Source organism: Pseudomonas sp. FSL W5-0299, assembly GCF_005930655.1.
GTDB classification, from domain to species: domain Bacteria; phylum Pseudomonadota; class Gammaproteobacteria; order Pseudomonadales; family Pseudomonadaceae; genus Aquipseudomonas; species Aquipseudomonas mandelii.
In genome coordinates, this window is record NZ_RXHX01000009.1 from 110,912 (window position 1) to 132,189 (window position 21,278).

General features: G+C 59.4%; 19 protein-coding genes. 12 read left to right on the forward strand and 7 right to left on the reverse strand.

What is annotated here, in order from left to right:
* Positions 1–105: 105 nt before the first annotated feature.
* Together FHL16_RS14060 and FHL16_RS14065 are read right to left on the reverse strand one after the other, a co-directional pair.
* Positions 106–1,005, reverse strand: a complete 900-nt coding sequence (locus tag FHL16_RS14060) for a D-hexose-6-phosphate mutarotase (RefSeq protein WP_077748550.1) — start codon at positions 1,003–1,005, stop codon at positions 106–108.
* Positions 1,006–1,062: 57 nt separating this feature from the next.
* Positions 1,063–1,467, reverse strand: a complete 405-nt coding sequence (locus FHL16_RS14065; RefSeq protein WP_007896491.1) for an acyl-CoA thioesterase — start codon at positions 1,465–1,467, stop codon at positions 1,063–1,065.
* A gap of 383 nt (positions 1,468–1,850) precedes the next feature.
* On the opposite strand from FHL16_RS14065, the gene FHL16_RS14070 reads away from it, so the two are divergent.
* The 9 genes from FHL16_RS14070 to FHL16_RS14110 all read left to right on the forward strand — a co-directional run bounded on the left by FHL16_RS14070 (position 1,851) and on the right by FHL16_RS14110 (position 13,900).
* Entirely contained in the window at positions 1,851–3,149 is a 1,299-nt protein-coding gene (locus FHL16_RS14070; RefSeq protein ID WP_010465323.1) for an MFS transporter, read from the forward strand.
* 232 nt (positions 3,150–3,381) lie between these two features.
* Positions 3,382–4,380 carry a phosphate ABC transporter substrate-binding protein PstS family protein gene (locus FHL16_RS14075; RefSeq protein ID WP_077748551.1) on the forward strand — a complete coding sequence of 333 codons (999 nt, stop codon included), beginning with the start codon at positions 3,382–3,384 and terminating at the stop codon, positions 4,378–4,380.
* Positions 4,381–4,865: 485 nt separating this feature from the next.
* Complete coding sequence (locus tag FHL16_RS14080; protein ID WP_169857242.1) at positions 4,866–6,899, forward strand: ABC transporter permease subunit; 2,034 nt, start codon at positions 4,866–4,868, stop codon at positions 6,897–6,899.
* Between the two features lie 15 nt (positions 6,900–6,914).
* Positions 6,915–8,585, forward strand: coding sequence for a phosphate ABC transporter permease PstA (gene pstA, locus FHL16_RS14085; RefSeq protein WP_077748552.1), 1,671 nt, complete (start codon positions 6,915–6,917; stop codon positions 8,583–8,585).
* Between the two features lie 95 nt (positions 8,586–8,680).
* Complete coding sequence (gene pstB, locus FHL16_RS14090) at positions 8,681–9,514, forward strand: phosphate ABC transporter ATP-binding protein PstB (protein ID WP_010465315.1); 834 nt, start codon at positions 8,681–8,683, stop codon at positions 9,512–9,514.
* 120 nt (positions 9,515–9,634) lie between these two features.
* Positions 9,635–10,396, forward strand: coding sequence for a phosphate signaling complex protein PhoU (gene phoU / locus FHL16_RS14095; protein ID WP_008150055.1), 762 nt, complete (start codon positions 9,635–9,637; stop codon positions 10,394–10,396).
* Positions 10,397–10,563: 167 nt separating this feature from the next.
* Positions 10,564–11,514 (forward strand): response regulator, encoded by a 951-nt coding sequence (locus FHL16_RS14100; protein ID WP_010465313.1) that lies wholly within the window; start codon positions 10,564–10,566, stop codon positions 11,512–11,514.
* 253 nt (positions 11,515–11,767) lie between these two features.
* Positions 11,768–12,835 (forward strand): hypothetical protein, encoded by a 1,068-nt coding sequence (locus FHL16_RS14105; protein ID WP_138739041.1) that lies wholly within the window; start codon positions 11,768–11,770, stop codon positions 12,833–12,835.
* Positions 12,836–13,003: 168 nt separating this feature from the next.
* Positions 13,004–13,900, forward strand: a complete 897-nt coding sequence (locus tag FHL16_RS14110) for a peptidoglycan DD-metalloendopeptidase family protein (protein WP_077748554.1) — start codon at positions 13,004–13,006, stop codon at positions 13,898–13,900.
* Between the two features lie 189 nt (positions 13,901–14,089).
* Here the strand turns inward: FHL16_RS14110 and FHL16_RS14120 are convergent, their stop codons facing one another.
* The 3 genes from FHL16_RS14120 to phoB all read right to left on the reverse strand — a co-directional run bounded on the left by FHL16_RS14120 (position 14,090) and on the right by phoB (position 17,611).
* On the reverse strand, positions 14,090–15,430 hold the full coding sequence (locus FHL16_RS14120; protein ID WP_010465310.1) for a hemolysin family protein: 1,341 nt from the start codon (positions 15,428–15,430) through the stop codon (positions 14,090–14,092).
* A gap of 123 nt (positions 15,431–15,553) precedes the next feature.
* On the reverse strand, positions 15,554–16,840 hold the full coding sequence (gene phoR, locus FHL16_RS14125; protein ID WP_231990966.1) for a phosphate regulon sensor histidine kinase PhoR: 1,287 nt from the start codon (positions 16,838–16,840) through the stop codon (positions 15,554–15,556).
* A gap of 81 nt (positions 16,841–16,921) precedes the next feature.
* Entirely contained in the window at positions 16,922–17,611 is a 690-nt protein-coding gene (gene phoB, locus FHL16_RS14130) for a phosphate regulon transcriptional regulator PhoB (RefSeq protein ID WP_008150066.1), read from the reverse strand.
* A 152-nt stretch (positions 17,612–17,763) separates the two neighbouring features.
* Between phoB and FHL16_RS14135 the strand changes: the two genes are divergently transcribed.
* A complete protein-coding gene (locus tag FHL16_RS14135) occupies positions 17,764–18,150 on the forward strand; it encodes a COG4315 family predicted lipoprotein (RefSeq protein ID WP_010465305.1) in 387 nt (128 codons plus the stop codon).
* A gap of 56 nt (positions 18,151–18,206) precedes the next feature.
* On the opposite strand, the gene ubiA is transcribed toward FHL16_RS14135, so the two are convergent.
* Positions 18,207–19,097, reverse strand: coding sequence for a 4-hydroxybenzoate octaprenyltransferase (gene ubiA, locus FHL16_RS14140; protein WP_010465303.1), 891 nt, complete (start codon positions 19,095–19,097; stop codon positions 18,207–18,209).
* On the reverse strand, positions 19,097–19,660 hold the full coding sequence (locus FHL16_RS14145) for a chorismate--pyruvate lyase family protein (RefSeq protein WP_077748555.1): 564 nt from the start codon (positions 19,658–19,660) through the stop codon (positions 19,097–19,099). Before FHL16_RS14145 ends, ubiA begins: the two co-directional genes overlap by 1 nt.
* 202 nt (positions 19,661–19,862) lie before the next feature.
* Between FHL16_RS14145 and FHL16_RS14150 the strand changes: the two genes are divergently transcribed.
* Entirely contained in the window at positions 19,863–20,030 is a 168-nt protein-coding gene (locus FHL16_RS14150) for a rubredoxin (protein WP_010465298.1), read from the forward strand.
* A 22-nt stretch (positions 20,031–20,052) separates the two neighbouring features.
* The gene (locus FHL16_RS14155; RefSeq protein ID WP_077748556.1) at positions 20,053–21,201 is read left to right on the forward strand and encodes an NAD(P)/FAD-dependent oxidoreductase; all 1,149 of its coding nucleotides are present in this window, start codon (positions 20,053–20,055) and stop codon (positions 21,199–21,201) included.
* The last annotated feature ends 77 nt before the right edge of the window (positions 21,202–21,278 follow it).

The window sequence follows — 21,278 nt, forward strand, 5'->3', positions numbered from 1 at the left end:
GTGTGCGAGCCTGCTCGCGATAGCGGTGTAACAGCCAATATTGATGTTGGATGTTATGACGTCATCGCGAGCAGCCTCGCTCCCACATTGGTTTTGTGGTGTTGCTTATAAAGGGTTGCTGGCGATGCTGACTTCGAGAGTGTGGGTGGCGCCGGGTTTCAGCGTCACCACATCATCCATCACATTCGCCGTCTCGATGCACAGCATCTTCTGCCAGCCATCGTCGGCCATGTCGCTGAACGCCGTCGCGCGTTCGATCCACGGGTTCCAGATCACCGCCGAGCGCGAACCACTGCTGGTCAGCTCAATGCGCCGTTTCCAGGCCGGGTCGACAATGCTCAGCTTCGCCGGGGTATCGAGGTAGATACGGTCGGTTTCGCCGGTAAAGCGCAGATCGCCGGTCTGGGTCACGGTTTTCCAGTCGTCCAGCGTTTCGATATAGCTCAAGCTATCCAGCCCTTCGACATGCACCGTGCGCACATCGCTGACAGCGAAGTAACTGTGCAACGCCTGGCTGATGGTGACGGTATCGGTGCCCTGATTTTGGCTGGTCAAGCTGATGTGCAGTTGCTCATCCAGACGGATGCTCAACTTCAGATCCACCTGATGTGGCCAGCCTGGAAAGCCGCCTTCGGGGTAGGGCAGGACGAATTCCACCTTCAGGCTCTCGCCCTCGGTTTCTATGCCGCCCAATTCCCAATCCATCGCCCGGACAAAACCGTGGGCAGTCGGCGGTTCGTTGCTGACGCGCATCGCCTGGACGCTTTGCGGGTTGCGCTTGAAATTGCCGAACCACGGCCAGCACACCGGTACGCCGGCGCGGATGCTCTTGCCGGTCTTGAACACGGCCTCATCGTTAAGCCAGATCAGCGGCGGTTGGCCGGCCAATTGATAACTGAGGATGTGCGCGCCTTGCTGGGCAACCAGCAATTCGGCCTGACCGTGGCGGATGCGCCAGCAGTTCAGTTCATCCAGTTTCACGGCTTCAACGTTGGGCGTGCTCATGGGGCAACTCTCGATCAGGAACAATGACTGCAATGGACCGCAGAAAGGTCGCCGTGTTTAACGCGCGCGTGGAGGAACCGAACGAGTACGGCCGCTGCCATCGATCGCGACAAACACAAACACGGCTTCAGTCACTTTACGCCACTCGCTGGACAGCGGATCGTCGCTCCAGACTTCGACCATCATCTGAATCGAGCTGCGGCCGATTTCCAGCGCCTGGGTATAGAAGGAAAGCTGAGCGCCCACCGCCACCGGGACCAGGAACGCCATGCGATCAATCGCCACGGTTGCTACGCGCCCACCCGCAACTTTGCTGGCCATTGCGGTGCCGGCCAAATCCATCTGTGCCACCAGCCAGCCGCCGAAAATATCGCCAAAGCCGTTGGTTTCACGCGGAAGCGCGGTGATTTGCAGGGCAAGGTCGCCTTGCGGAATTGGATCTTCTTGTTCGAGCTCTATCATGCCGGGGGTGCCTCTGACCCGTGACTCTTCATTGGTACTTCAGGTGAATAGCCGTCTCAAGAAAAAACGATTCAGCCCCGAACATACTACGTTCGTCACGTTTTTCGAAAGGCGCCTAAAGGGAAACTCTGCGAAACCGACTGAGCCACGCAATGACCTTGCCAGTCATCCAGCGCGTTTTCGCACAGCAACCCCTTACAAATGCTGCAACGCAGCGAGTATATCGATCGGTAGACTCCGAGACGACCGTCCGGTTCTCATTTTGACCGTCAAATACGCACCTCTATGTGCTTTTTCGAACAATTTGCTATCGTGCCGGACCTGCCCAAGCCCTCGCCAGCGTTGTTGGGGTTGCAGATCCGACTATAAGAGAAGCCCTTGCCATGACCACAGCGCCCTCTAGCATCGCGCAGCCGACCCAGCCCGCACGCCCGTTAACCCGTAGCGACTACAAGACGTTATCGCTGTCTGCCCTGGGCGGCGCACTGGAGTTTTACGACTTCATCATCTTCGTGTTCTTCGCCACGGTGGTGGGCAAACTGTTCTTCCCGGCGGACATGCCCGAGTGGCTGCGCCTGATGCAGACGTTCGGCATTTTCGCCGCCGGCTACCTCGCTCGTCCGTTGGGCGGCATTGTGATGGCCCATTTCGGCGACCTGCTTGGCCGCAAAAAGATGTTCACCCTGAGCATTTTCATGATGGCGGTGCCGACCCTGATCATGGGTCTGCTGCCGACTTATGCGCAGATCGGCATGTGGGCGCCGATCCTGTTGCTGTTGATGCGGGTGATTCAAGGCGCGGCGATTGGCGGTGAAGTGCCGGGCGCGTGGGTATTCGTTTCCGAACACGTGCCGCAGCGACATATCGGTTATGCCTGCGGCACCCTGACGAGCGGTCTGACGGCTGGCATTCTCCTGGGTTCATTGGTCGCCACGGCGATCAACAGCATTTACACCCCGCTGGAAGTGTCCGATTACGCCTGGCGGATCCCGTTCCTGCTGGGTGGCGTGTTCGGTCTGTTCTCGGTCTACCTGCGCCGCTGGTTGCACGAGACCCCAGTGTTTGCCGAACTGCAACTGCGCAAGGCCCTGGCCGAAGAAGTGCCGCTGCGCGCGGTGCTGCGTGACCATCGCGGTGCGATCCTGATTTCCATGTTGCTGACCTGGCTGCTGTCCGCCGGCATCATCGTGGTCATTCTGATGACGCCGACCGTGCTGCAGACCGTTTACCACTTCTCGCCAACTACCGCGTTGCAGGCCAATAGCCTGGCGATCGTGTTTCTGAGTGTAGGTTGCGTGGCTTCCGGTGCCCTGGCTGACCGTTTCGGCGCTGGCCGAGTGTTTGTGTTTGGTAGCGCCGCGCTGTTGATCAGCTCGTGGACGTTCTATCACAGCCTGTTCAACCACCCGGACTGGCTGTTCCCGATGTACGCCTTGACCGGTTTCCTGGTCGGGACCATCGGTGCAGTGCCCTACGTGATGGTCAAAGCCTTTCCAGCGGTGGTGCGCTTCAGCGGGTTGTCGTTCTCCTACAACCTGGCCTATGCGATTTTCGGTGGTTTGACGCCGATGGTGGTGACGCTGCTGCTCAAGGAAAGCCCGATGGGGCCTGCCTACTACGTGGCGATCATTTGCGGGGTCGGGATTCTGGTGGGTGCGTATCTTTGGAAGAAGGGTCGCTGATCCCCGAAACTGTCTGTAGCTGTACCGGCCCTATCGCTAGCAGGCTAGCGCCCACATTGAATTGCATTCCAATGTGGGGCTAGCCTGCTAGCGATTTGGGGCGCATGAATTATCCGGCAAAAAACTCGAATGCTGGCCTTTCATCCAATTGTCATATTTCAGCCATAGAGTGTTCACACGGCCTGCTGATACTTGGCCCCGACTAACACACTCTATCTGCTAGGAGTAAGGCATGAAACTGAAGCGTTTGATGGCGGCAATGACTTTTGTCGCTGCTGGCGTTGCGACTGCCAACGCGGTTGCCGCTGTTGACCCTGCTATCCCGAGCTACACCAAGACCACTGGTGTGTCGGGCAACCTGTCCAGCGTCGGCTCCGATACCCTGGCCAACCTCATGACCCTGTGGGCTGAGAACTACAAAAAAGAATACCCGAACGTCAACATCCAGATTCAGGCTGCCGGTTCTTCTACCGCGCCACCTGCGCTGACTGAAGGCACCGCTAACCTGGGCCCGATGAGCCGCAAGATGAAGGACAACGAGCTGCAAGCGTTCGAAACCAAATACGGCTACAAGCCAACCGCTATCCCGGTTGCCGTGGACGCCCTGGCTGTCTTCGTACACAAAGACAACCCGATCCAGCACCTGACCATGGAGCAAGTCGACGCGATCTTCTCCTCGACTCGTCTGTGCGGTGCTAAAACCGACGTGAAAACCTGGGGTGATCTGGGCGTGACGGGCGACCTGGCCAACAAGCCGGTTCAGCTGTTCGGTCGTAACTCGGTATCCGGCACCTACGGCTACTTCAAAGAAGAAGCCCTGTGCAAAGGCGACTACAAGCCAAACGTCAACGAACAACCAGGTTCGGCTTCGGTTGTGCAGTCGATCAGCTCCTCGCTGAACGGCGTGGGTTACTCGGGTATCGGCTACAAGACCGCTAGCGTGAAGACAGTGGCTCTTGCCAAGAAAGGCAGCACTGAGTTCATCGAAGACACCGAAGAAAACACCCTGAACGGCAAGTACCCGCTGTCGCGTTTCCTCTACGTTTACGTCAACAAGGCCCCGAACAAGCCTCTGGCTCCGCTGGAAGCTGAGTTCGTGAAACTGGTTCTGTCCAAACAGGGTCAGGAAGTTGTAGTGAAAGACGGTTACATCCCACTGCCAGCCAAGGTTGCTGCAAAAGCACTGGCTGACCTGGGTCTGCAAGAAGGCGGCAACGTAGCAAAAAAGTAAAACCCTGAGCCCGGGGTAATCCCGGGCTCTGCAGGAGCGAGGCTTGCCCGCGAAAGCGGTGGTTCAGTCAGCGTGACGTTGAATGTAATGACGCCTTCGCGAGCAAGCTTCGATCCTGCAAATGCCGGTACGCCGGCCCCCAAATTTCCGGTCCACTGCCAGTTCCCGCTGGCGGCGGATTTGTTGCGTCACTGCATTGTCATCTTTCTGTCATACAGGATCGCTAGGGTGTGCGCATGAATGATCTGGCCAATTCCACCATGACTACTAATCCCCCCAAGCGAATTGATTTCAATACGCCTGAGCTGCAACGCAAGCGCCGCATCCGCGCGCTCAAAGATCGCCTGACCCGCTGGTACGTCCTCGTGGGCGGCCTTGCCGTTCTCGGCGCGATCACGCTGATCTTTTTCTTCCTCGCCTATGTCGTCGCGCCGCTGTTCCAGGGGGCCGACCTGACCGCCAAGGACGCCATCACGCCTGCCTGGATGCAAGACGCCGGCAAGCCGCTGATGATCTCCCTGGAAGAGCAGAACCAGGTCGCCATGCGGGTTTCCGACAAAGGGCAGGCACTGTTCTTCGATATCGACAGTGGCGCCGAACTCAAGCGCGTCGATCTGCCGATCCCGGCCGGCACTACCGTGACTTCCATCGGCGAAGACCAACCGGGCCATCCCTTGGTGGCTGTAGGTTTGTCCAATGGCCAGGCGCTGGTGTTCCGCCACACGTATAAGGTCAGCTACCCGGACGGCAAGAAAACCATCTCGCCAGCCGTCGAATACCCATACGGCGAAACTCCGATTGCGCTGAACGAGGCGGGCGGTGCGCTGGAGCACGTCAGCCTCAACGCCACCGACACCACTCTGATGCTGGTTGGCTCCACCGGTTCGCAACTCAATGTGCTCTCGCTGACCAGCGAAGAAAACATGATGACCGGCGAAGTCACCAACGAGCAGAAGCGTATCGAGCTGCCGCAGATGACCGAGCCGGTGAAGAACATCTTTGTCGACCCGCGTCAGCAATGGCTGTACGTGATCAACGGTCGCGCCCAGGCCGACGTGTTCAGCCTGCGCGACAAGAGCCTCAACGGTCGCTACAAATTGCTGGAAAACGGTGACGCCGAAATCACTGCCAGTACTCAACTGGTGGGCGGTATCTCGCTGATCCTCGGCGACTCCAAAGGCGGCCTCGCCCAGTGGTTCATGGCCCGTGACCCGGATGGCGAGTTGCGCCTGAAGCAGATCCGCACTTTCCAGATGGGCACTACGCCGATCGTTGAAATCACCGCTGAAGAACGTCGCAAAGGCTTCGTGGCCCTCGACGCCTCCGGCAAGCTTGGCGTGTTCCACAGCACCGCCCACCGCACCTTGCTGGTGGACCAGGTGGTCGACGGCCAAGGTGTCTTCGGCCTGTCGCCACGGGCCAACCGTGTGATCGTCGAAGCGGGCGGCAAGATTCAGCCGCTGCTGCTCGACAACCCGCACCCGGAAGTGTCGTGGAGCGCGTTGTGGAGCAAGGTCTGGTACGAGAACTACGACGAGCCTAAATACGTCTGGCAATCGACCGCCGCCAACACCGACTTCGAACCCAAGCTCAGCCTGTCGCCGCTGACCTTCGGCACCCTGAAAGCCGCGTTCTACGCCATGCTGCTGGCCGCTCCTCTGGCCGTCGCTGCCGCGATCTACACCGCGTATTTCATGGCCCCGGGCATGCGTCGCAAGGTCAAGCCGGTGATCGAGCTGATGGAAGCGATGCCGACGGTGATCCTCGGCTTCTTCGCCGGCCTGTTCCTCGCGCCTTATGTGGAAGGGCATTTGCCGGGCATCTTCAGCCTGCTGATGCTTCTGCCGATCGGCATCCTGGTCGCCGGTTTCGTCTTTAGCCGCCTGCCTGAGTCCATCCGCCTGAAAGTGCCGGACGGCTGGGAAAGCGCGATCCTGATCCCGGTGATTCTGTTTGTGGGCTGGTTGTCGCTGTACATGAGCCCGTACATGGAAACCTGGTTCTTCGGCGGCGACATGCGCATGTGGATCTCCCACGACCTGGGCATTACCTACGACCAGCGCAACGCTCTGGTAGTCGGTCTGGCCATGGGCTTCGCGGTGATCCCGAACATTTACTCTATCGCCGAAGACGCCGTGTTCAGCGTGCCCCGCGGCCTGACCCTCGGTTCCCTGGCCCTCGGTGCCACGCCATGGCAGACCATGACCCGTGTGGTGATCCTCACCGCCAGCCCGGGCATCTTCTCGGCACTGATGATCGGCATGGGCCGTGCGGTCGGTGAAACCATGATCGTGCTGATGGCCACCGGTAACACCCCGGTCATGGAAATGAACCTGTTCGAAGGTCTGCGAACGCTGGCCGCCAACGTCGCGGTGGAAATGCCCGAGTCGGAAGTCGGCGGTAGCCACTATCGCGTGCTGTTCCTCTCGGCACTGGTGCTGCTGTTGTTCACCTTCGTCATGAACACCCTCGCGGAACTGATTCGTCAGCGTCTGCGCAAGAAATACTCGTCGCTTTAAGAAAGGTAGAAGTCTGTGAAACAGAACTCCCTGAAAGGATGGTTCAAGAGCGGCGCCCCAGGCGTCTGGATCAGCGGTGGCGCGGTGTCCATCGCGGTCATCATGACCATTGGCTTGCTGGCGGTGATTGCCGTGCGCGGTCTGGGCCACTTCTGGCCGGCAGACCTGGTGCACGCCAGTTATGACGTGCCGGGCCAGGCCAACCACCTCGTCATCGGCGAAGTGGTGCAGAAAGAAGAAGTGCCGCGCGAGCGCCTGAAAAGCGCTGGTCTGCCGGTGCCCGATCAGGGCCCGGAGTTCATGACCCGTGAGCTGATCAAGGTCGGCAACCGTGACCTGAACGGCAACGACTTCACCTGGATCGTCGGCGAGTGGCTGACCAACCAGAAAACGCCGCCGGAGCTGATGGCCGTCGAGCGTCGCGAGTGGGGCAACTTCTACGGCTACCTGGTCAACGTCAAGCAGGACGGCAAAGTCATTGCTGAGGGCGAAGCCGCATGGCCCGAGTTGCAGGCCCGTGTCGATCGCGTGAACAAGCTTGCAGCACAGCTCAAGACCCTGGAAAAAGCCGACATTGGCGCGATCAACGCCGGTCTGGAACGTGTGCGTCTGCACGGTCGCAAACTGGAACTGGCCGGCCAGCTCGACGCCGCCGCGCAAGCGGACATGGAATCCGAGCGCGCTGAGCTCAATGCTCGTTATCAGGACATCGAAGCCCGCCTGAATGACCTGCACGCCCAGTTCAACCGCGACAGCCTGACCGCCCGCGATGCCAACGGCAAAGAGATCGAGATCGGCATCGGCAAAGTGGTCCGCGCCTATCAGCCGAACGCCATGGGCACCTTCACCAAGATCGGCTTCTACGTCAGCAAGGTCTGGGAATTCCTCAGCGATGACCCGCGTGAAGCGAACACCGAGGGCGGGATCTTCCCGGCCATTTTCGGCACCGTCATGATGACCTTGATCATGGCGATGATCGTGACGCCGTTCGGCGTGTTGGCGGCGGTTTACCTGCGTGAATACGCCAAGCAGAACGCGTTGACCCGGATTATCCGCATCGCGGTGAACAACCTGGCGGGCGTTCCGGCGATTGTCTACGGCGTGTTCGGCCTGGGCTTCTTCGTCTACGTACTTGGCGGTTCGGTTGACCGGTTGTTCTTCCCGGAAGCGTTGCCGGCGCCGACCTTCGGTACACCGGGTTTGCTTTGGGCGTCCCTGACCCTGGCGCTGCTGGCGGTGCCGGTGGTGATCGTGGCCACGGAAGAAGGCCTGGCGCGGATTCCTCGCACCGTGCGTGAAGGCTCGTTGGCCCTCGGCGCGACCAAGGCTGAAACCTTGTGGAAGATCGTGCTGCCAATGGCCAGCCCGGCAATGATGACCGGCATGATCCTCGCCGTGGCGCGCGCCGCCGGTGAAGTGGCGCCGCTGATGCTGGTGGGTGTGGTGAAACTGGCGCCGTCGCTGCCACTGGACGGCAACTACCCGTACCTCCACCTGGACCAGAAGATCATGCACTTGGGCTTCCATATCTATGACGTCGGCTTCCAAAGCCCGAACGTCGAGGCCGCGCGGCCGCTGGTGTATGCCACGGCGCTGCTGCTGGTGCTGGTGATTGCCACGTTGAACCTGTCGGCCGTTTATATCCGTAACCATCTGCGCGAAAAATACAAAGCTCTAGACAGCTAAAGCCATTAGCCACAAGCGGCAAGCTATAAGCCGCTTTTGCTCAAAACTTGCAGCTTGCAGCTAGAAGCTTGCAGCTACGAACGGAGTGAGACCCCATGCAGCACGAAGCACATACCCACGGCATCAACATGTCTGCCCTGGGCCGCGACAAACAGAGCTTGAGCCTTGAACAGGAAACCGTGGCCATCGAAGTGCCGGGCCTGAACCTGTTCTACGGCGACAAACAAGCGCTGTACGACGTCAGCCTGAACATTCCGAAACAGCGTGTGACCGCCTTCATCGGCCCGTCCGGCTGCGGCAAGTCCACGCTACTGCGTACCTTCAACCGCATGAACGACCTGGTTGACGGTTGCCGCGTAGAAGGTGAAATCAACCTGTACGGCCACAACATCTACCGTAAGGGCGAAGACGTGGCCGAACTGCGTCGTCGCGTCGGCATGGTGTTCCAGAAGCCGAACCCGTTCCCGAAAACCATCTACGAAAACGTGGTGTACGGCCTGCGCATCCAGGGCATCAACAAAAAGCGCGTTCTCGACGAAGCGGTCGAGTGGGCGTTGAAAGGCGCGGCGCTGTGGGACGAAGTCAAAGACCGTCTGCATGAATCGGCACTCGGCCTGTCCGGTGGTCAGCAGCAACGTCTGGTCATCGCGCGCACCATCGCTGTAGAGCCGGAAGTGCTGCTGCTCGACGAACCATGCTCGGCACTCGACCCGATCTCCACGCTGAAAGTCGAAGAACTGATCTACGAATTGAAATCGAAATTCACCATTGTCATCGTGACCCACAACATGCAGCAGGCCGCGCGGGTTTCCGACTACACGGCGTTCATGTACATGGGCAAACTGGTGGAATTCGGCGACACCGATACGTTGTTCACCAATCCGGCGAAGAAGCAGACCGAAGACTACATCACGGGGCGGTACGGCTAGCCGTACAGCTGAAAGCCGCAAGTTTCAAGCGGCAAGTAGGAAGCGGTGCGATATCAGGACTTATACATAACTGCTTGAAGCTTGCAGCTTGAAGCTGGCAACTTTCGCGGAGCGAACCGAATGATTAGTAAAGAAGGCCTTACCCATCACATCTCCGCGCAGTTCAACGCTGAGCTGGAGGAAGTTCGCAGCCACCTCCTGGCCATGGGCGGTCTGGTGGAAAAGCAGGTCAATGACGCGGTGACCGCGCTGATCGAGGCCGACTCCGGCCTGGCCCAGCAGGTTCGCGAGATCGACGACCAGATCAACCAGATGGAACGCAACATCGACGAAGAATGCCTGCGCATTCTGGCCCGTCGTCAGCCGGCCGCATCCGACTTGCGTCTGATCATCAGCATCTCCAAATCGGTGATCGACCTGGAGCGCATCGGTGACGAAGCGACCAAGATCGCCCGCCGCGCCATTCAGTTGTGCGAAGAAGGCGAGGCCCCGCGCGGCTACGTCGAGGTTCGCCACATCGGCGACCAGGTGCGCAACATGGTGCGTGATGCGCTGGACGCCTTTGCCCGCTTCGACGCCGACCTGGCGTTGTCGGTGGCCCAGTACGACAAGATCATCGACCGCGAATACAAGACCGCACTGCGTGAGCTGGCGACCTACATGATGGAAGACCCGCGCTCTATCTCGCGGGTCTTGAGCATTATCTGGGTGCTGCGTTCGCTGGAGCGGATCGGTGACCACGCGCGCAATATCTCGGAACTGGTGATTTACCTGGTGCGCGGTACGGACGTGCGTCACCTGGGCCTCAAGCGCATGAAAGAAGAAGTTGAAGGCACAAGTGGCGAAACCGCTAATGTTCCGGGCAAAGCTGACGATAAGTAAGACTGCCCAAGAAAAACGCCCGGTCCTTTGGCCGGGCGTTTTTGTGTGTGGCTTTCGACTTCAAAAGCAGCACCCGCGAACGAAAAGTCCCGGCGTGACTGAAGGTTTTTGGCAATGTGCCATCAGCAAAACGGTATGCTTGCCGGGATTTTTTCGAGGGGTGATGGATGAGCAAGATCAGTGTGTTGGTGGTGGACGATGCAGCGTTCATTCGTGACCTGGTAAAGAAGTGCCTGCGTAACTACTTCCCGGGTATCCGGACCGAAGATGCCATCAACGGCAAAAAAGCTCAGGCCATGCTGGCCAAGGAAGCGTTCGACCTGGTGCTGTGCGACTGGGAAATGCCGGAAATGTCTGGCCTGGAACTGCTGACCTGGTGCCGCGAGCAAGACAATCTCAAGACCATGCCCTTCGTGATGGTGACCAGCCGTGGCGATAAAGAGAACGTGGTCCAGGCGATTCAGGCCGGCGTTTCCGGCTACGTCAGCAAGCCCTTCACCAACGAACAACTGCTGACCAAGGTCAAGCAAGCGCTGAACAAGGTCGGCAAGCTCGACGCCTTGATGAACGGTGCGCCGACCAAAATGAACTCGGCTTTCGGCAACGATTCCCTGAGCGCATTGACCGGCGGCAAGGCGGCCGTGGTCGCACCTGCAGCGGCGCCGGTCAACCCGTTCGCCAAACCTGCTGCCGCCGCGCCGACCCCTGCCCCGGCTGCGTCTCGCGGTTTGCTCAATAGCCCGCCGGTCAAGGCACCGGGCGCTGCTTCCGCTCCCGCCAGCGGTCGGGGTCAAGGTCAGCTGCGTTTGCCAAGCGGCATTCAGCAGTGCGTGATCAAAGCCTTGAGCATCAAGGAAGCGCTGCTGGTGGTAAAGCGTACCGACACGCTGCCGCAAGTCCTCGACAGCGCCGTGCTGGACCTGGAGCAGGGCGACAACGCTGAAGTCGCCCGCCTCAATGGCTACTTGCACGCCATTGTCGCGTTTGAGCCGAAACCTGACAGCGACTGGCTGCAACTGACCTTCCGCTTTGTGGATCAGGATGCGCAGAAGCTCGACTACATCTCCCGATTGATCGCACGTGGCACGGCGCAGAAGCATTTCGTACCTGGCGCGTAAACTTCACGTATGAAAGGTCGCCCCCGAGGTTGTTCCTGAACAACGCGGGAGGTGACTTTTCTCTCTTTATCGCACTCCCGGTCCGTCTCTTGATCTCACCGCGCTTCTGCCAGCCTCACTTGGTTTGGGCATGAAAATGCTCGGGTGCCGTTCGTCGAAACTGTCATTTATTACAGGTCAAGGATTCGCAGAGTCTCTGTAGCGTATGCCGGAATCACCACAAATCGTGGCGACTCTATGGAGCGGGATGCAAATGAGCAAGATCGTTACACTGCAAGAGCGAAACAAGGCCGTCGAGGCTATTGGAGCGCGTCAGGAACCTCTGCTCCCGGCTTCAATCGACGAAGCAGTGGATGGAAAAATCAGCTACTCCGGCATTGAAAATGGCATGACCGTTCGGTTTCCATTTGTTGATGGCATGAACAAGGGGAGTAGATATCTCCTCAATTTTAGTTCGAGTGACGGGCGCGCCCTTGCATTGTCGGGAACTATCCAAGAAGACAATCAGGATATTGTTGTTTCTCTTTCGGCTGAGCAAGCGCGGCTTTTTAGTGGAAAACTTGTCCTGCAGTACATTTATTTTGATTATCCACCCGACGACCTATTGTCACCCAGTACCTGTTATTGGGTGGAAGGGTGGTTGTATAAGCCAGTTGTCGATGAGGCGGTAGATGGGGTAATTCCCATTTCGGTAGTATCGCAAGGCGTAAACCTGCGAATAAAGTCTGCAATGTCATTGGAGGAAAATGCAGTTGTTTCCGTCTACTGGATCGGCTCCCACAGCAACGCATGTTTCGTGAAGTACCTGATTGTTCAACCCGGTCAAAGCGATGAAGATATTGTCATTTTCGTCGACCGGGAGTTCCTGGAGCCTAACAAAAACGGGCATGTTCATTTTATTTACACGGTCCATTCTGATCGAGGCACTTGGACGTCACGGCTCATGAAGCTTGATGTGGCAGGCGATCTTGTAATGCCTACGGCACTCTATTGGGCACCGGAGGAGGTAATTTATGGCTCCCCCGCGACCTTATTGAAAATTGATGAAAGCGGCAAGATCCCGATGCGGGTTCCGACACTAGGGATGAGTCAAGGTGATTTAACTTCTTTCATTTTTGTTGGCGCGGAACTTGGGCGCGAATTTGTCTTTCGCCTTCCGGTAACAAGTGCAGATATTGCGCAAGGGTATCAATCGTTCAATCTGCCGATCCCGTTTTCAGTGTTGGCGGGAAACTTTGTAACATTCATGGCTGTTGTTGAGCGGCAGTCGGGTGACACCGTCGGCTCGCCGGTAAACAAACTGTATGTAGAGGAGGACTGATGATATTGGCGTTCTTGCGCTCAGAGTCCCCGCGATTGCCTGTCGCGGGGACGATTCGCGAAATTGAGTTGGAATGTGGCGCTTGCTGATTTGAAACATCTGCCGACTACCCGGGTCCATTGCAGCTGCTAGGCTCCTTCCCAGGCCTTACTCGACAGACTCTTGCCCATGCTCGCGCGCCTGCTGTTTTTCTGTGGTCTTTTCATGGCCTCCACCTCGGCTGTGGCCATGACGATCTACAAGTCCAAAGACGCCAATGGCGTGGTCTCCTACAGCGACCGCCCCACGAAAGGCTCCCAGGTGTTCGTTTTTCGTGATCGCATGGTCGAGCACCTTGAGCGCCAGGTGTATCTGGAGATCAAGAAGCAGAAGGGCGTGGACAACGTGTACGTGCGCAACGACCTGTATGCGCCGGTCGAGATCGAGCTGAGTTTTGCCGGGTTGAGCAATGTCAGCGGCGCGCCGAGCCGACCGATCCGCCGGGTGATGCCGGCCCGCAGCAACATCCGTCTGGCGCTGCTCACGGCGACTAAGGCCGGAAGGCCGCTGGCGTACACCCCAAGGTTCGAATATTCCCTGGGCGACCCTTCAGGGGCTGCCATGGCCTATCGGTATCCGCTGCCCTGGCGTGGTGGGCCGTTTCGCTTGAGTCAGGGTGCCAACGGCCAATACAGCCATTTCGGCGCCAAAAACCGTTACGCCATGGACATCGCCATGCCCGAAGGCACGCCGATCATTGCGGCGCGGGGCGGGGTGGTGGTGAAAACCGAAAATGCCCAGACCGGACGTGGCACCGATCCTTCAGGCAATTTCGTGCGGGTGCTGCACGATGACGGGACGATGGGCGTGTACCTGCACCTCAAGCAAGGTTCGGTGGGCGTTCGCGAGGGGCAACGGGTAGCGGTGGGGAGTGCGCTGGCCCTGTCGGGCAACACCGGCAACAGCAGCGGGCCGCATTTGCACTTCGTGGTGCAGCGCAATACGGGGCTTGGGTTGGTGTCGATTCCGTATCAGTTCAATCAGCCGGTGGGCGCGTTGCCCAACTTTGCGTTGGGCAAGCAATAGCCGGATCAGCACGATTACTGTGGCGAGGGAGCTTGCTCCCGCTGGGCTGCGAAGCGGCCCCAACGCCTGCAACCGCGATCCTCAAGGCACACCGCATTCATCGGTTTACGACTGCTACGCCCGGGCGCGGATCGGCCGGCGGGAGCAAGCTCTCTCGCCACAAGAGCTCGCTCGCCGCCGGTGTCGCGCTTAATCGAGCATCAACACCTTGGCCAGAATGATCTTCGGCCCTTTCATCTTCTTGATGATGATTCGCAAGCCTTCGACTTCCAGCACTTCTTCCTCTTCCGGCACCCGTTTCAGGGTTTCGTAGATCAGCCCGGCGAGGGTTTCGGCTTCGATGTGGTCCAGGTCGATGCCCAGCAGGCGTTCGACCTTGAACAACGGCGTATCACCGCGCACCAGCAGCTTGCCCGGCTGGTACGCGAGAATGCCGCGCTCAGCCTTGCGGTGTTCGTCCTGAATGTCGCCGACCAGCACCTCAAGCACGTCTTCCATGGTCAGGTAGCCGATGATGTTGCCATCGGCTTCTTCGACCAGGGCGAAGTGCGAGCCACCCTTGCGGAACTGCTCCAGCAACTGCGACAGCGGCATGTGCCGCGACACGCGTTCCAGCGGCCGGGTCAGTTCGGCGAGGTTGAATGACTCGGGAATGTGGTCCAGGGCCGCCAGTTCCAGCAGCAGATCCTTGATGTGCAGCAAGCCGACGAACTCTTGGCGATCGCTGTCGTACACCGGATAGCGGCTGAACTTGTGGCGACGGAACATCGCCAGGATTTCCTTGAGCGGCGCATTGAACTCCAACGTCACCAGGTCTTCACGGGAGTTAGCCCAGTCGACCACCTCCAGCTCGCCCATTTCCACGGCGGAAGCCAACACACGCATGCCTTGGTCGCTCGGGTCCTGGCCACGGCTGGAGTGCAGGATCAGTTTCAGTTCTTCACGGCTGTAATGGTGTTCGTGATGCGGGCCGGGTTCACCCTGGCCGGCGATCCGCAGGATGGTGTTGGCGCTGGCGTTGAGCAGGTAGATCGCCGGGTACATGGCCCAGTAGAACAGGTACAGCGGCACTGCGGTCCAGAGCGACAGCAACTCGGGTTTGCGAATGGCCCAGGATTTCGGGGCCAGCTCACCGACCACAATGTGCAGGTACGAGATGACGAAGAACGCCGCGAAGAACGATACGCCTTTGACCACTTCGGGCGACTGCACGCCGACGGCTTCAAGCAGCGGCTCCAGAATGTGTGCGAACGCCGGTTCACCGACCCAGCCCAGGCCCAGGGAGGCGAGGGTGATACCCAATTGGCACGCTGAGAGGTACGCATCGAGCTGACTGTGAACGGTGCGCAGGATGTGTCCGCGCCAGCCGTTTTTCTCAGCGATGGCCTCGACCCGGGTCGAGCGCAATTTGACCATGGCGAATTCCGCCGCAACGAAAAAGCCGTTGAGCAAAACCAGGATCAGAGCAAAAAGAATCATGCCGAAATCGGCGAAGAGTGTCGCGAGGGTCAAGCCTGGGGAAGGGTCCATGATGGAGTTTTGCGGGTTCCGTGTATTCGAATAGGGGGTCAATGCGGTGCCTGAAGGGCAGGCACAAGTCAGCCAATGTAGCGGCTGACCGGGCGATTGCCTAGTGGCGAGTGCTGGCCGGTATCAGTCGGCGGTGCTGATGACCCGGGTTTTTGTGACCTGAGCGGGCGCGAAATGGCAGGTAAAGGTGCTGCCGTGGCCCGGCACGCTGCTGATTTCCATCCGTGCGCGGTGGCGCAGCAGCACGTGTTTGACGATTGCCAGGCCGAGGCCGGTGCCGCCGGTGTTGGAATTGCGGCTGGAGTCGACGCGGTAGAAACGTTCGGTCAGGCGCGGCAGGTGTTTGCTGTCGATGCCGATCCCGGAATCCTGCACGCTCAGGTGCGCGCCTTGCTCATCGCCCCACCAGCGAATGCGGATATTGCCTTCGGCCGGGGTGTATTTCACTGCGTTGAACACCAGGTTGGAAAACGCGCTGCGCAACTCGGCTTCGCTGCCCTTGAGCAGGATCGTTGGATCAGCTTCCAGGGTGATGCGCTGGTTTTTCTGGCCGGACAACTGCTGGGCGTCGCTCGTGATCGATTGCAGCAAGCCGTCGATGGCCACGGGCTGGTTGTCCGAGGGGTAATCGGTGGCTTCCAGTTTGGCCAGCAACAACAAGTCGTTGAGCAAGGTCTGCATGCGCCCGCCTTGCTGCTGCATTTGCTGCAAGGCACGGGTCCAGCGCGGGTTCACTTCCTCGGCGTTATCCAGCAAGGTTTCCAGGTAACCGCAGATGACCGTCAACGGTGTGCGCAGTTCATGGGAGACGTTGGCGATGAAGTCTTTGCGCATCTGTTCCAGCTGATGGATACGCGTCACGTCGCGCACCAGCATCAGGTGTTCGTTGTTGCCGTAGCGGGTGATGTACAGCTGAATGCGCAGACGATCGTTGATCGGCGAAGGGATTTCCAGCGGTTCGGCGTAGCTGTCCTGCTCGAAATATTCCTTGAAGCGCGGATGGCGCACCAGGTTGGTGACCGGCTGGCCGCTGTCTTGCGGCGTCTTCAGGCCAAGCAGTGTTTCGGCGGCGCGGTTCCACCACTCAAGGTTGCCCTCGCTGTCGAGCATGATGACGGCGTCTTTCAGCGCGGCAGTGGATTCCTGGACCCGATCGATCACCGCTTGCAGGCGTCCGCGCACGCGTTGGTCGCGACGTTGCAAGTGGTAGATGCTGTCAAACACTTCGCCCCACAGGCCATAGCCGTCGGGTGGTGCCTCGTCGGGTTTGTGCAGCCGCAGCCATTCGTGCAGCCGCAGCAATTGCTTGAGGGTCCAGGCCAGGTAAAGGCCCAGGCCCGCGGCGAGGCTCCAGCCGTAGTAGCCGGTAATCAGGCCGATCACCAGACACCCGGTCACCAGCAACAGCATGTGGCGGATCAGGGTGCCATGCCAGTTTTGGTTCAATTGAACACGCGTCCTTGTCAGCTTGTCGGGCGGGAAAGCTCTTGGTCAGGCTTTGGTAGAAAAGCGGTAACCGGTGCCGCGCACGGTTTGTACCAGATTCTCATAGGCATCACCGAGGGCTTTGCGCAGACGGCGGATGTGCACGTCGACGGTGCGCTCTTCGACATACACGTTGCCGCCCCAGACCTGATCCAGCAACTGGCCACGGGTGTAGGCCCGTTCCTGGTGAGTCATGAAAAACTGCAGCAGACGATATTCGGTCGGGCCCATCTCGGCGGGTTTGCCGTCGATGGTCACACGGTGGCTGATCGGGTCCAGCAGCAGGCCGCCGACTTCGATCGGTGTCTCGCCATCGGTAGGACCGGCACGGCGCAGCACGGCTTTGAGGCGCGCCACCAGTTCACGGGGGGAAAACGGTTTGGTGATGTAATCATCAGCGCCGACTTCCAGCCCCTGGATCTTGTTGTCCTCTTCGCCCTTGGCGGTGAGCATGATGATCGGGATGTCCCCGGTCAGCTCATCGCGCTTGAGACGGCGAGCCAGCTCGATACCGGACGTGCCGGGCAGCATCCAGTCGAGCAGGATCAGGTCCGGTTTGCGGTCGACGATGATGGCATGGGCCTGTTGGGAGTTCTCGGCCTCCAGGCAGTCATAGCCGGCCATTTCCAACGCAACGGCGATCATTTCGCGAATGGGCGCTTCGTCGTCGACGATCAGAATGCTCCTGCCAACCATGCCTTAATCCTCTTGTCATTTAACTGTCTTGCGCCGCATTAGATAACGGAATTATTGCAGTCGTGTGACAGCAATTTAGCAGGTCGGCGGTGGTCATGATCCTGAACTAAGCTCTAAGTCCGAATCCTGACAACCACAAAAGGAAGGTTTCCATGAATCACATTGCTCAATCCTGGAAGGCATTTTTAGTGACTGCAGCTCTAACGCTGCCAACCATGGCCTTCGCCGCCGACCCGGCGATGATGAAGGACGGGATGATGGTCGACCACAAGGGCATGACCTTGTACACGTTTGACAAGGACAGCGGCGGCAAGTCGATGTGTAATGACGATTGCGCCAAAAACTGGCCACCCATGATGGCACCGGCGGGTGCCACGGCCGCTGGCAAGTGGAGCGTCATCAAGCGCGATGACGGCACGAGCCAATATGCCTACGACGGTAAACCTCTTTACACGTTCGTGAAGGACAAAAAACCCGGCGACATGGTGGGCGACAAAATGAAAGACGTCTGGCACGTTGTTCACGAGTCGCAAAAATAGACGACTCAACGCCTGTAGCCGTTGCCGACACATAGCGTCGGCAACGGCTTGGGCGGTCAGCGAGTGGCGTAATCCAGCACAATCCCGACAAAAATCGCCAACCCGGCCCAGTGGTTGTGCAAAAACGCCTTGAAGCAACGCATCCGGTCCTTGCCGCGGGTGTACCAGAATTCCCACGCGAAACAGCCCGCCGCCGCCAGCAATCCCAAGTGGAACCAGCCCCCGAGCTCGAATTTCGATCCTGCCAGCAACAGACACCCCAGCGCCAAGCCTTGCAACGTCAGAATGATCACCCGATCCGCATCGCCGAACAGAATGGCGGTGGATTTCACGCCAATCTTCAAGTCGTCGTCGCGGTCGGTCATCGCGTAGTAAGTGTCGTAGCCCACGGTCCACAGCAGGTTGGCGATCCACAGCAACCATGCCGCTGCCGGCAGCTCGCCGGTTTCGGCGGTGAACGCCATCGGCATGCCCCAAGAGAACGCCGCGCCCAGTACCACTTGCGGGTAATAGGTGTAGCGCTTCATGAACGGGTAGCTGAAGGCCAGCGCCAAACCGCCGAACGACAACCAGACCGTGGCCGCATTGGTGCACAGCACCAGCAGGAAACTCACGCCCATCAGCACCGCGAAGAACACCAGGGCTTCTTTGGAGCTGATCTTGCCGCTGACCAAAGGGCGCTGCTCGGTGCGCTTCACGTGGCCGTCGACCTTGCGATCCGCCCAGTCGTTGATCACGCAACCGCCCGCACGGGTCAGGACCACGCCGAGGACGAAAATCACAATGTTGGCCAGGGAGGGCGAGCCTTTGCCGGCAATCCACAGCGCCCACAGGGTCGGCCACAGCAGCAGATAGATGCCGATCGGCTTGTCCATGCGCGTCAGCTGAATGAAGTCCCAGGCCCGAGGGTTCAAGCGGTTCAGGGACTTGAGCAGGCTCTGGTACATCAGCAGTTCTCCGGGTGGGCGCGGGCGGCGAGCCACAAGGTCGGCAGGAAAATTTCAGCCACCAGCACGCTCAAGGCGCCACGGTCGAACCGCGAACGACGGCCCCACAGATCGGAGGCCCGGGACGCCAGCGGCAGCCATTCCTGAGGATAGTGACAAACCTCGATGGCGCGACGCTGGAACGCCTGATCGCAAAACAGCAACTCACCCAACGAGCGGCTACCCAGTTCATCCATGTGCAAGCCGTCGCCCTGCAAGGCGCTGCGCGCCGCCACGCTACGGGCAAACACCCAGGCTTCGCCGTGCCCCCGCAAATACACCTCGCGCACCCAGCCTTCACTGCCTTCCTCCAACTCCAGCGCAGCACATTCGTCGGCGCGCAGCGTTTGCCAGCCTTCAAACAACGGCGTGACGCTGAAGCCGTCATTCGACAAGCGGATCAGGCGTCGGGTCAGGGAGCCTTCGTCGAACAGCCAGTCGAGGGTAGACGTGTCGGGGAGGGGCGTCAGTTGGCTTTGAGGGAGCCACAGCGGGGTAGCGGAGGGGAGTTTTGAGTGCGGCACAGTGAGTCATTATTGGCAGCAAATGAGGCGGCGAGCTTACCATGTCAGCCAGCGATTTTGATTGATCGGGGCCGCCGTTGCGCGGAACGCGCTTGCATCTGCCGGGCCCGATCAGTACAAAACGCCCCTGAGCCGGACGGCAGCGCTCCAACCATCGACCGTTCGCGCCGGCAATAAGCCTGAATCCTGAGGAAGTACCTGAATGAAAAAGTGGCAATGTGTGGTCTGCGGCCTGATTTATAACGAGGCCGAGGGCTGGCCGGACGACGGCATTGCGGCGGGCACGCTGTGGCAGGACGTGCCGGAAGATTGGCTGTGCCCGGACTGCGGCGTCGGCAAGATGGATTTCGAAATGATCGAAATCAACTAACAAAACACCAGAGGAGTAAGGAATGAACGCACCTGTCGTGATCGTCGGCACCGGGCTGGCTGGTTACAACCTGGCCCGGGAGTTTCGCAAACTCGATAGCGAAACCCCGTTGCTGCTGATTACCGCCGATGACGGACGCTCCTACTCCAAACCGATGCTCTCCACCGGTTTTGGCAAAAACAAAGACGCTGACGGCCTGAGCATGGCCGAGCCGGGTGCCATGGCCGAGCAATTGAGGGCCGAAGTGCGCACCCACACGCGCATCAGCGGCATCGATCCGGGCCACAAGCGCCTGTGGATCGGTGAGGAAGCGGTCATTTATCGCGACTTGATCCTGGCCTGGGGCGCGGAAACCGTGCGGGTGCCCATCGAAGGCGATGCGGCGGATGTGGTGTTCCCGATCAACGACCTGGAAGATTACGCCCACTTTCGCGCCGCAGCGGCAGGCAAACACCGGGTGTTGCTGCTAGGCGTCGGCCTGATCGGTTGCGAGTTTGCCAATGACCTGATCCTCGGCGGCTACGAGGTGCAACTGGTTGCACCGTGCGAGCAAGTCATGCCGACCCTGCTGCACCCGGCGGCGGCGGCTGCGGTGCAGGCCGGGCTGGAAAGCTTGGGGGCGCGTTTCCACCTGGGGCCGGTGCTCAACCGCTTGCAGCACGTCGCAGACGGCGTGGAAGCGCATCTGTCCGATGGTCAGGTGATTCATTGCGACGTGGTGGTCTCGGCCATCGGCCTGCGTCCGCGTATCGATCTGGCGGCTGCGGCCGGTGTGCAGGTCAATCGCGGCGTGATGGTCGATCGCCACCTGAAAACCTCCCACGCCAATATCTACGCGCTGGGCGACTGCGCCGAGGTCGATGGGCTGAATCTGTTGTACGTCATGCCCCTGATGAGCTGTGCGAGAGCGCTGGCACAAACCCTCGCCGGCAACCCCACCGCCGTGAGTTATGGCCCGATGCCAATCACCGTGAAAACCCCGGTCTGTCCGTTGGTGGTTTCGCCACCACCACGGGGTGCCGAGGGTGTCTGGACCGTTGAAGGGCAGGGCGCGGACATCAAAGCTTTATGCCGCGATGCCAGCGGAAAACTGCTCGGTTATGCCCTGACAGGCGCGGCGGTGATGGAAAAACTGGCCCTGAACAAAGAGCTTCCGGCACTGCTGGCGTAAATACCGGTCGTTCTGTCGGAATCACCCCGCTTTTGCCCCTACAAAGGTCGCGCCGAGACTGGCGCGGCTCTTCCGTG

What these genes read in the sequence shown, in the direction of transcription:
- FHL16_RS14060 (WP_077748550.1), bottom strand. Translation starts at nt 1,005, where the DNA reads ATGAGCACGCCCAACGTTGAAGCCGTGAAACTGGATGAACTGAACTGC.
- FHL16_RS14065 (WP_007896491.1), bottom strand. Translation starts at nt 1,467, where the DNA reads ATGATAGAGCTCGAACAAGAAGATCCAATTCCGCAAGGCGACCTTGCC.
- FHL16_RS14070 (WP_010465323.1), top strand. Translation starts at nt 1,851, where the DNA reads ATGACCACAGCGCCCTCTAGCATCGCGCAGCCGACCCAGCCCGCACGC.
- FHL16_RS14075 (WP_077748551.1), top strand. Translation starts at nt 3,382, where the DNA reads ATGAAACTGAAGCGTTTGATGGCGGCAATGACTTTTGTCGCTGCTGGC.
- FHL16_RS14080 (WP_169857242.1), top strand. Translation starts at nt 4,866, where the DNA reads ATGCAAGACGCCGGCAAGCCGCTGATGATCTCCCTGGAAGAGCAGAAC.
- pstB (WP_010465315.1), top strand. Translation starts at nt 8,681, where the DNA reads ATGCAGCACGAAGCACATACCCACGGCATCAACATGTCTGCCCTGGGC.
- phoU (WP_008150055.1), top strand. Translation starts at nt 9,635, where the DNA reads ATGATTAGTAAAGAAGGCCTTACCCATCACATCTCCGCGCAGTTCAAC.
- FHL16_RS14100 (WP_010465313.1), top strand. Translation starts at nt 10,564, where the DNA reads ATGAGCAAGATCAGTGTGTTGGTGGTGGACGATGCAGCGTTCATTCGT.
- FHL16_RS14105 (WP_138739041.1), top strand. Translation starts at nt 11,768, where the DNA reads ATGAGCAAGATCGTTACACTGCAAGAGCGAAACAAGGCCGTCGAGGCT.
- FHL16_RS14110 (WP_077748554.1), top strand. Translation starts at nt 13,004, where the DNA reads ATGCTCGCGCGCCTGCTGTTTTTCTGTGGTCTTTTCATGGCCTCCACC.
- FHL16_RS14120 (WP_010465310.1), bottom strand. Translation starts at nt 15,430, where the DNA reads ATGGACCCTTCCCCAGGCTTGACCCTCGCGACACTCTTCGCCGATTTC.
- phoR (WP_231990966.1), bottom strand. Translation starts at nt 16,840, where the DNA reads ATGCTGTTGCTGGTGACCGGGTGTCTGGTGATCGGCCTGATTACCGGC.
- phoB (WP_008150066.1), bottom strand. Translation starts at nt 17,611, where the DNA reads ATGGTTGGCAGGAGCATTCTGATCGTCGACGACGAAGCGCCCATTCGC.
- FHL16_RS14135 (WP_010465305.1), top strand. Translation starts at nt 17,764, where the DNA reads ATGAATCACATTGCTCAATCCTGGAAGGCATTTTTAGTGACTGCAGCT.
- ubiA (WP_010465303.1), bottom strand. Translation starts at nt 19,097, where the DNA reads ATGTACCAGAGCCTGCTCAAGTCCCTGAACCGCTTGAACCCTCGGGCC.
- FHL16_RS14150 (WP_010465298.1), top strand. Translation starts at nt 19,863, where the DNA reads ATGAAAAAGTGGCAATGTGTGGTCTGCGGCCTGATTTATAACGAGGCC.
- FHL16_RS14155 (WP_077748556.1), top strand. Translation starts at nt 20,053, where the DNA reads ATGAACGCACCTGTCGTGATCGTCGGCACCGGGCTGGCTGGTTACAAC.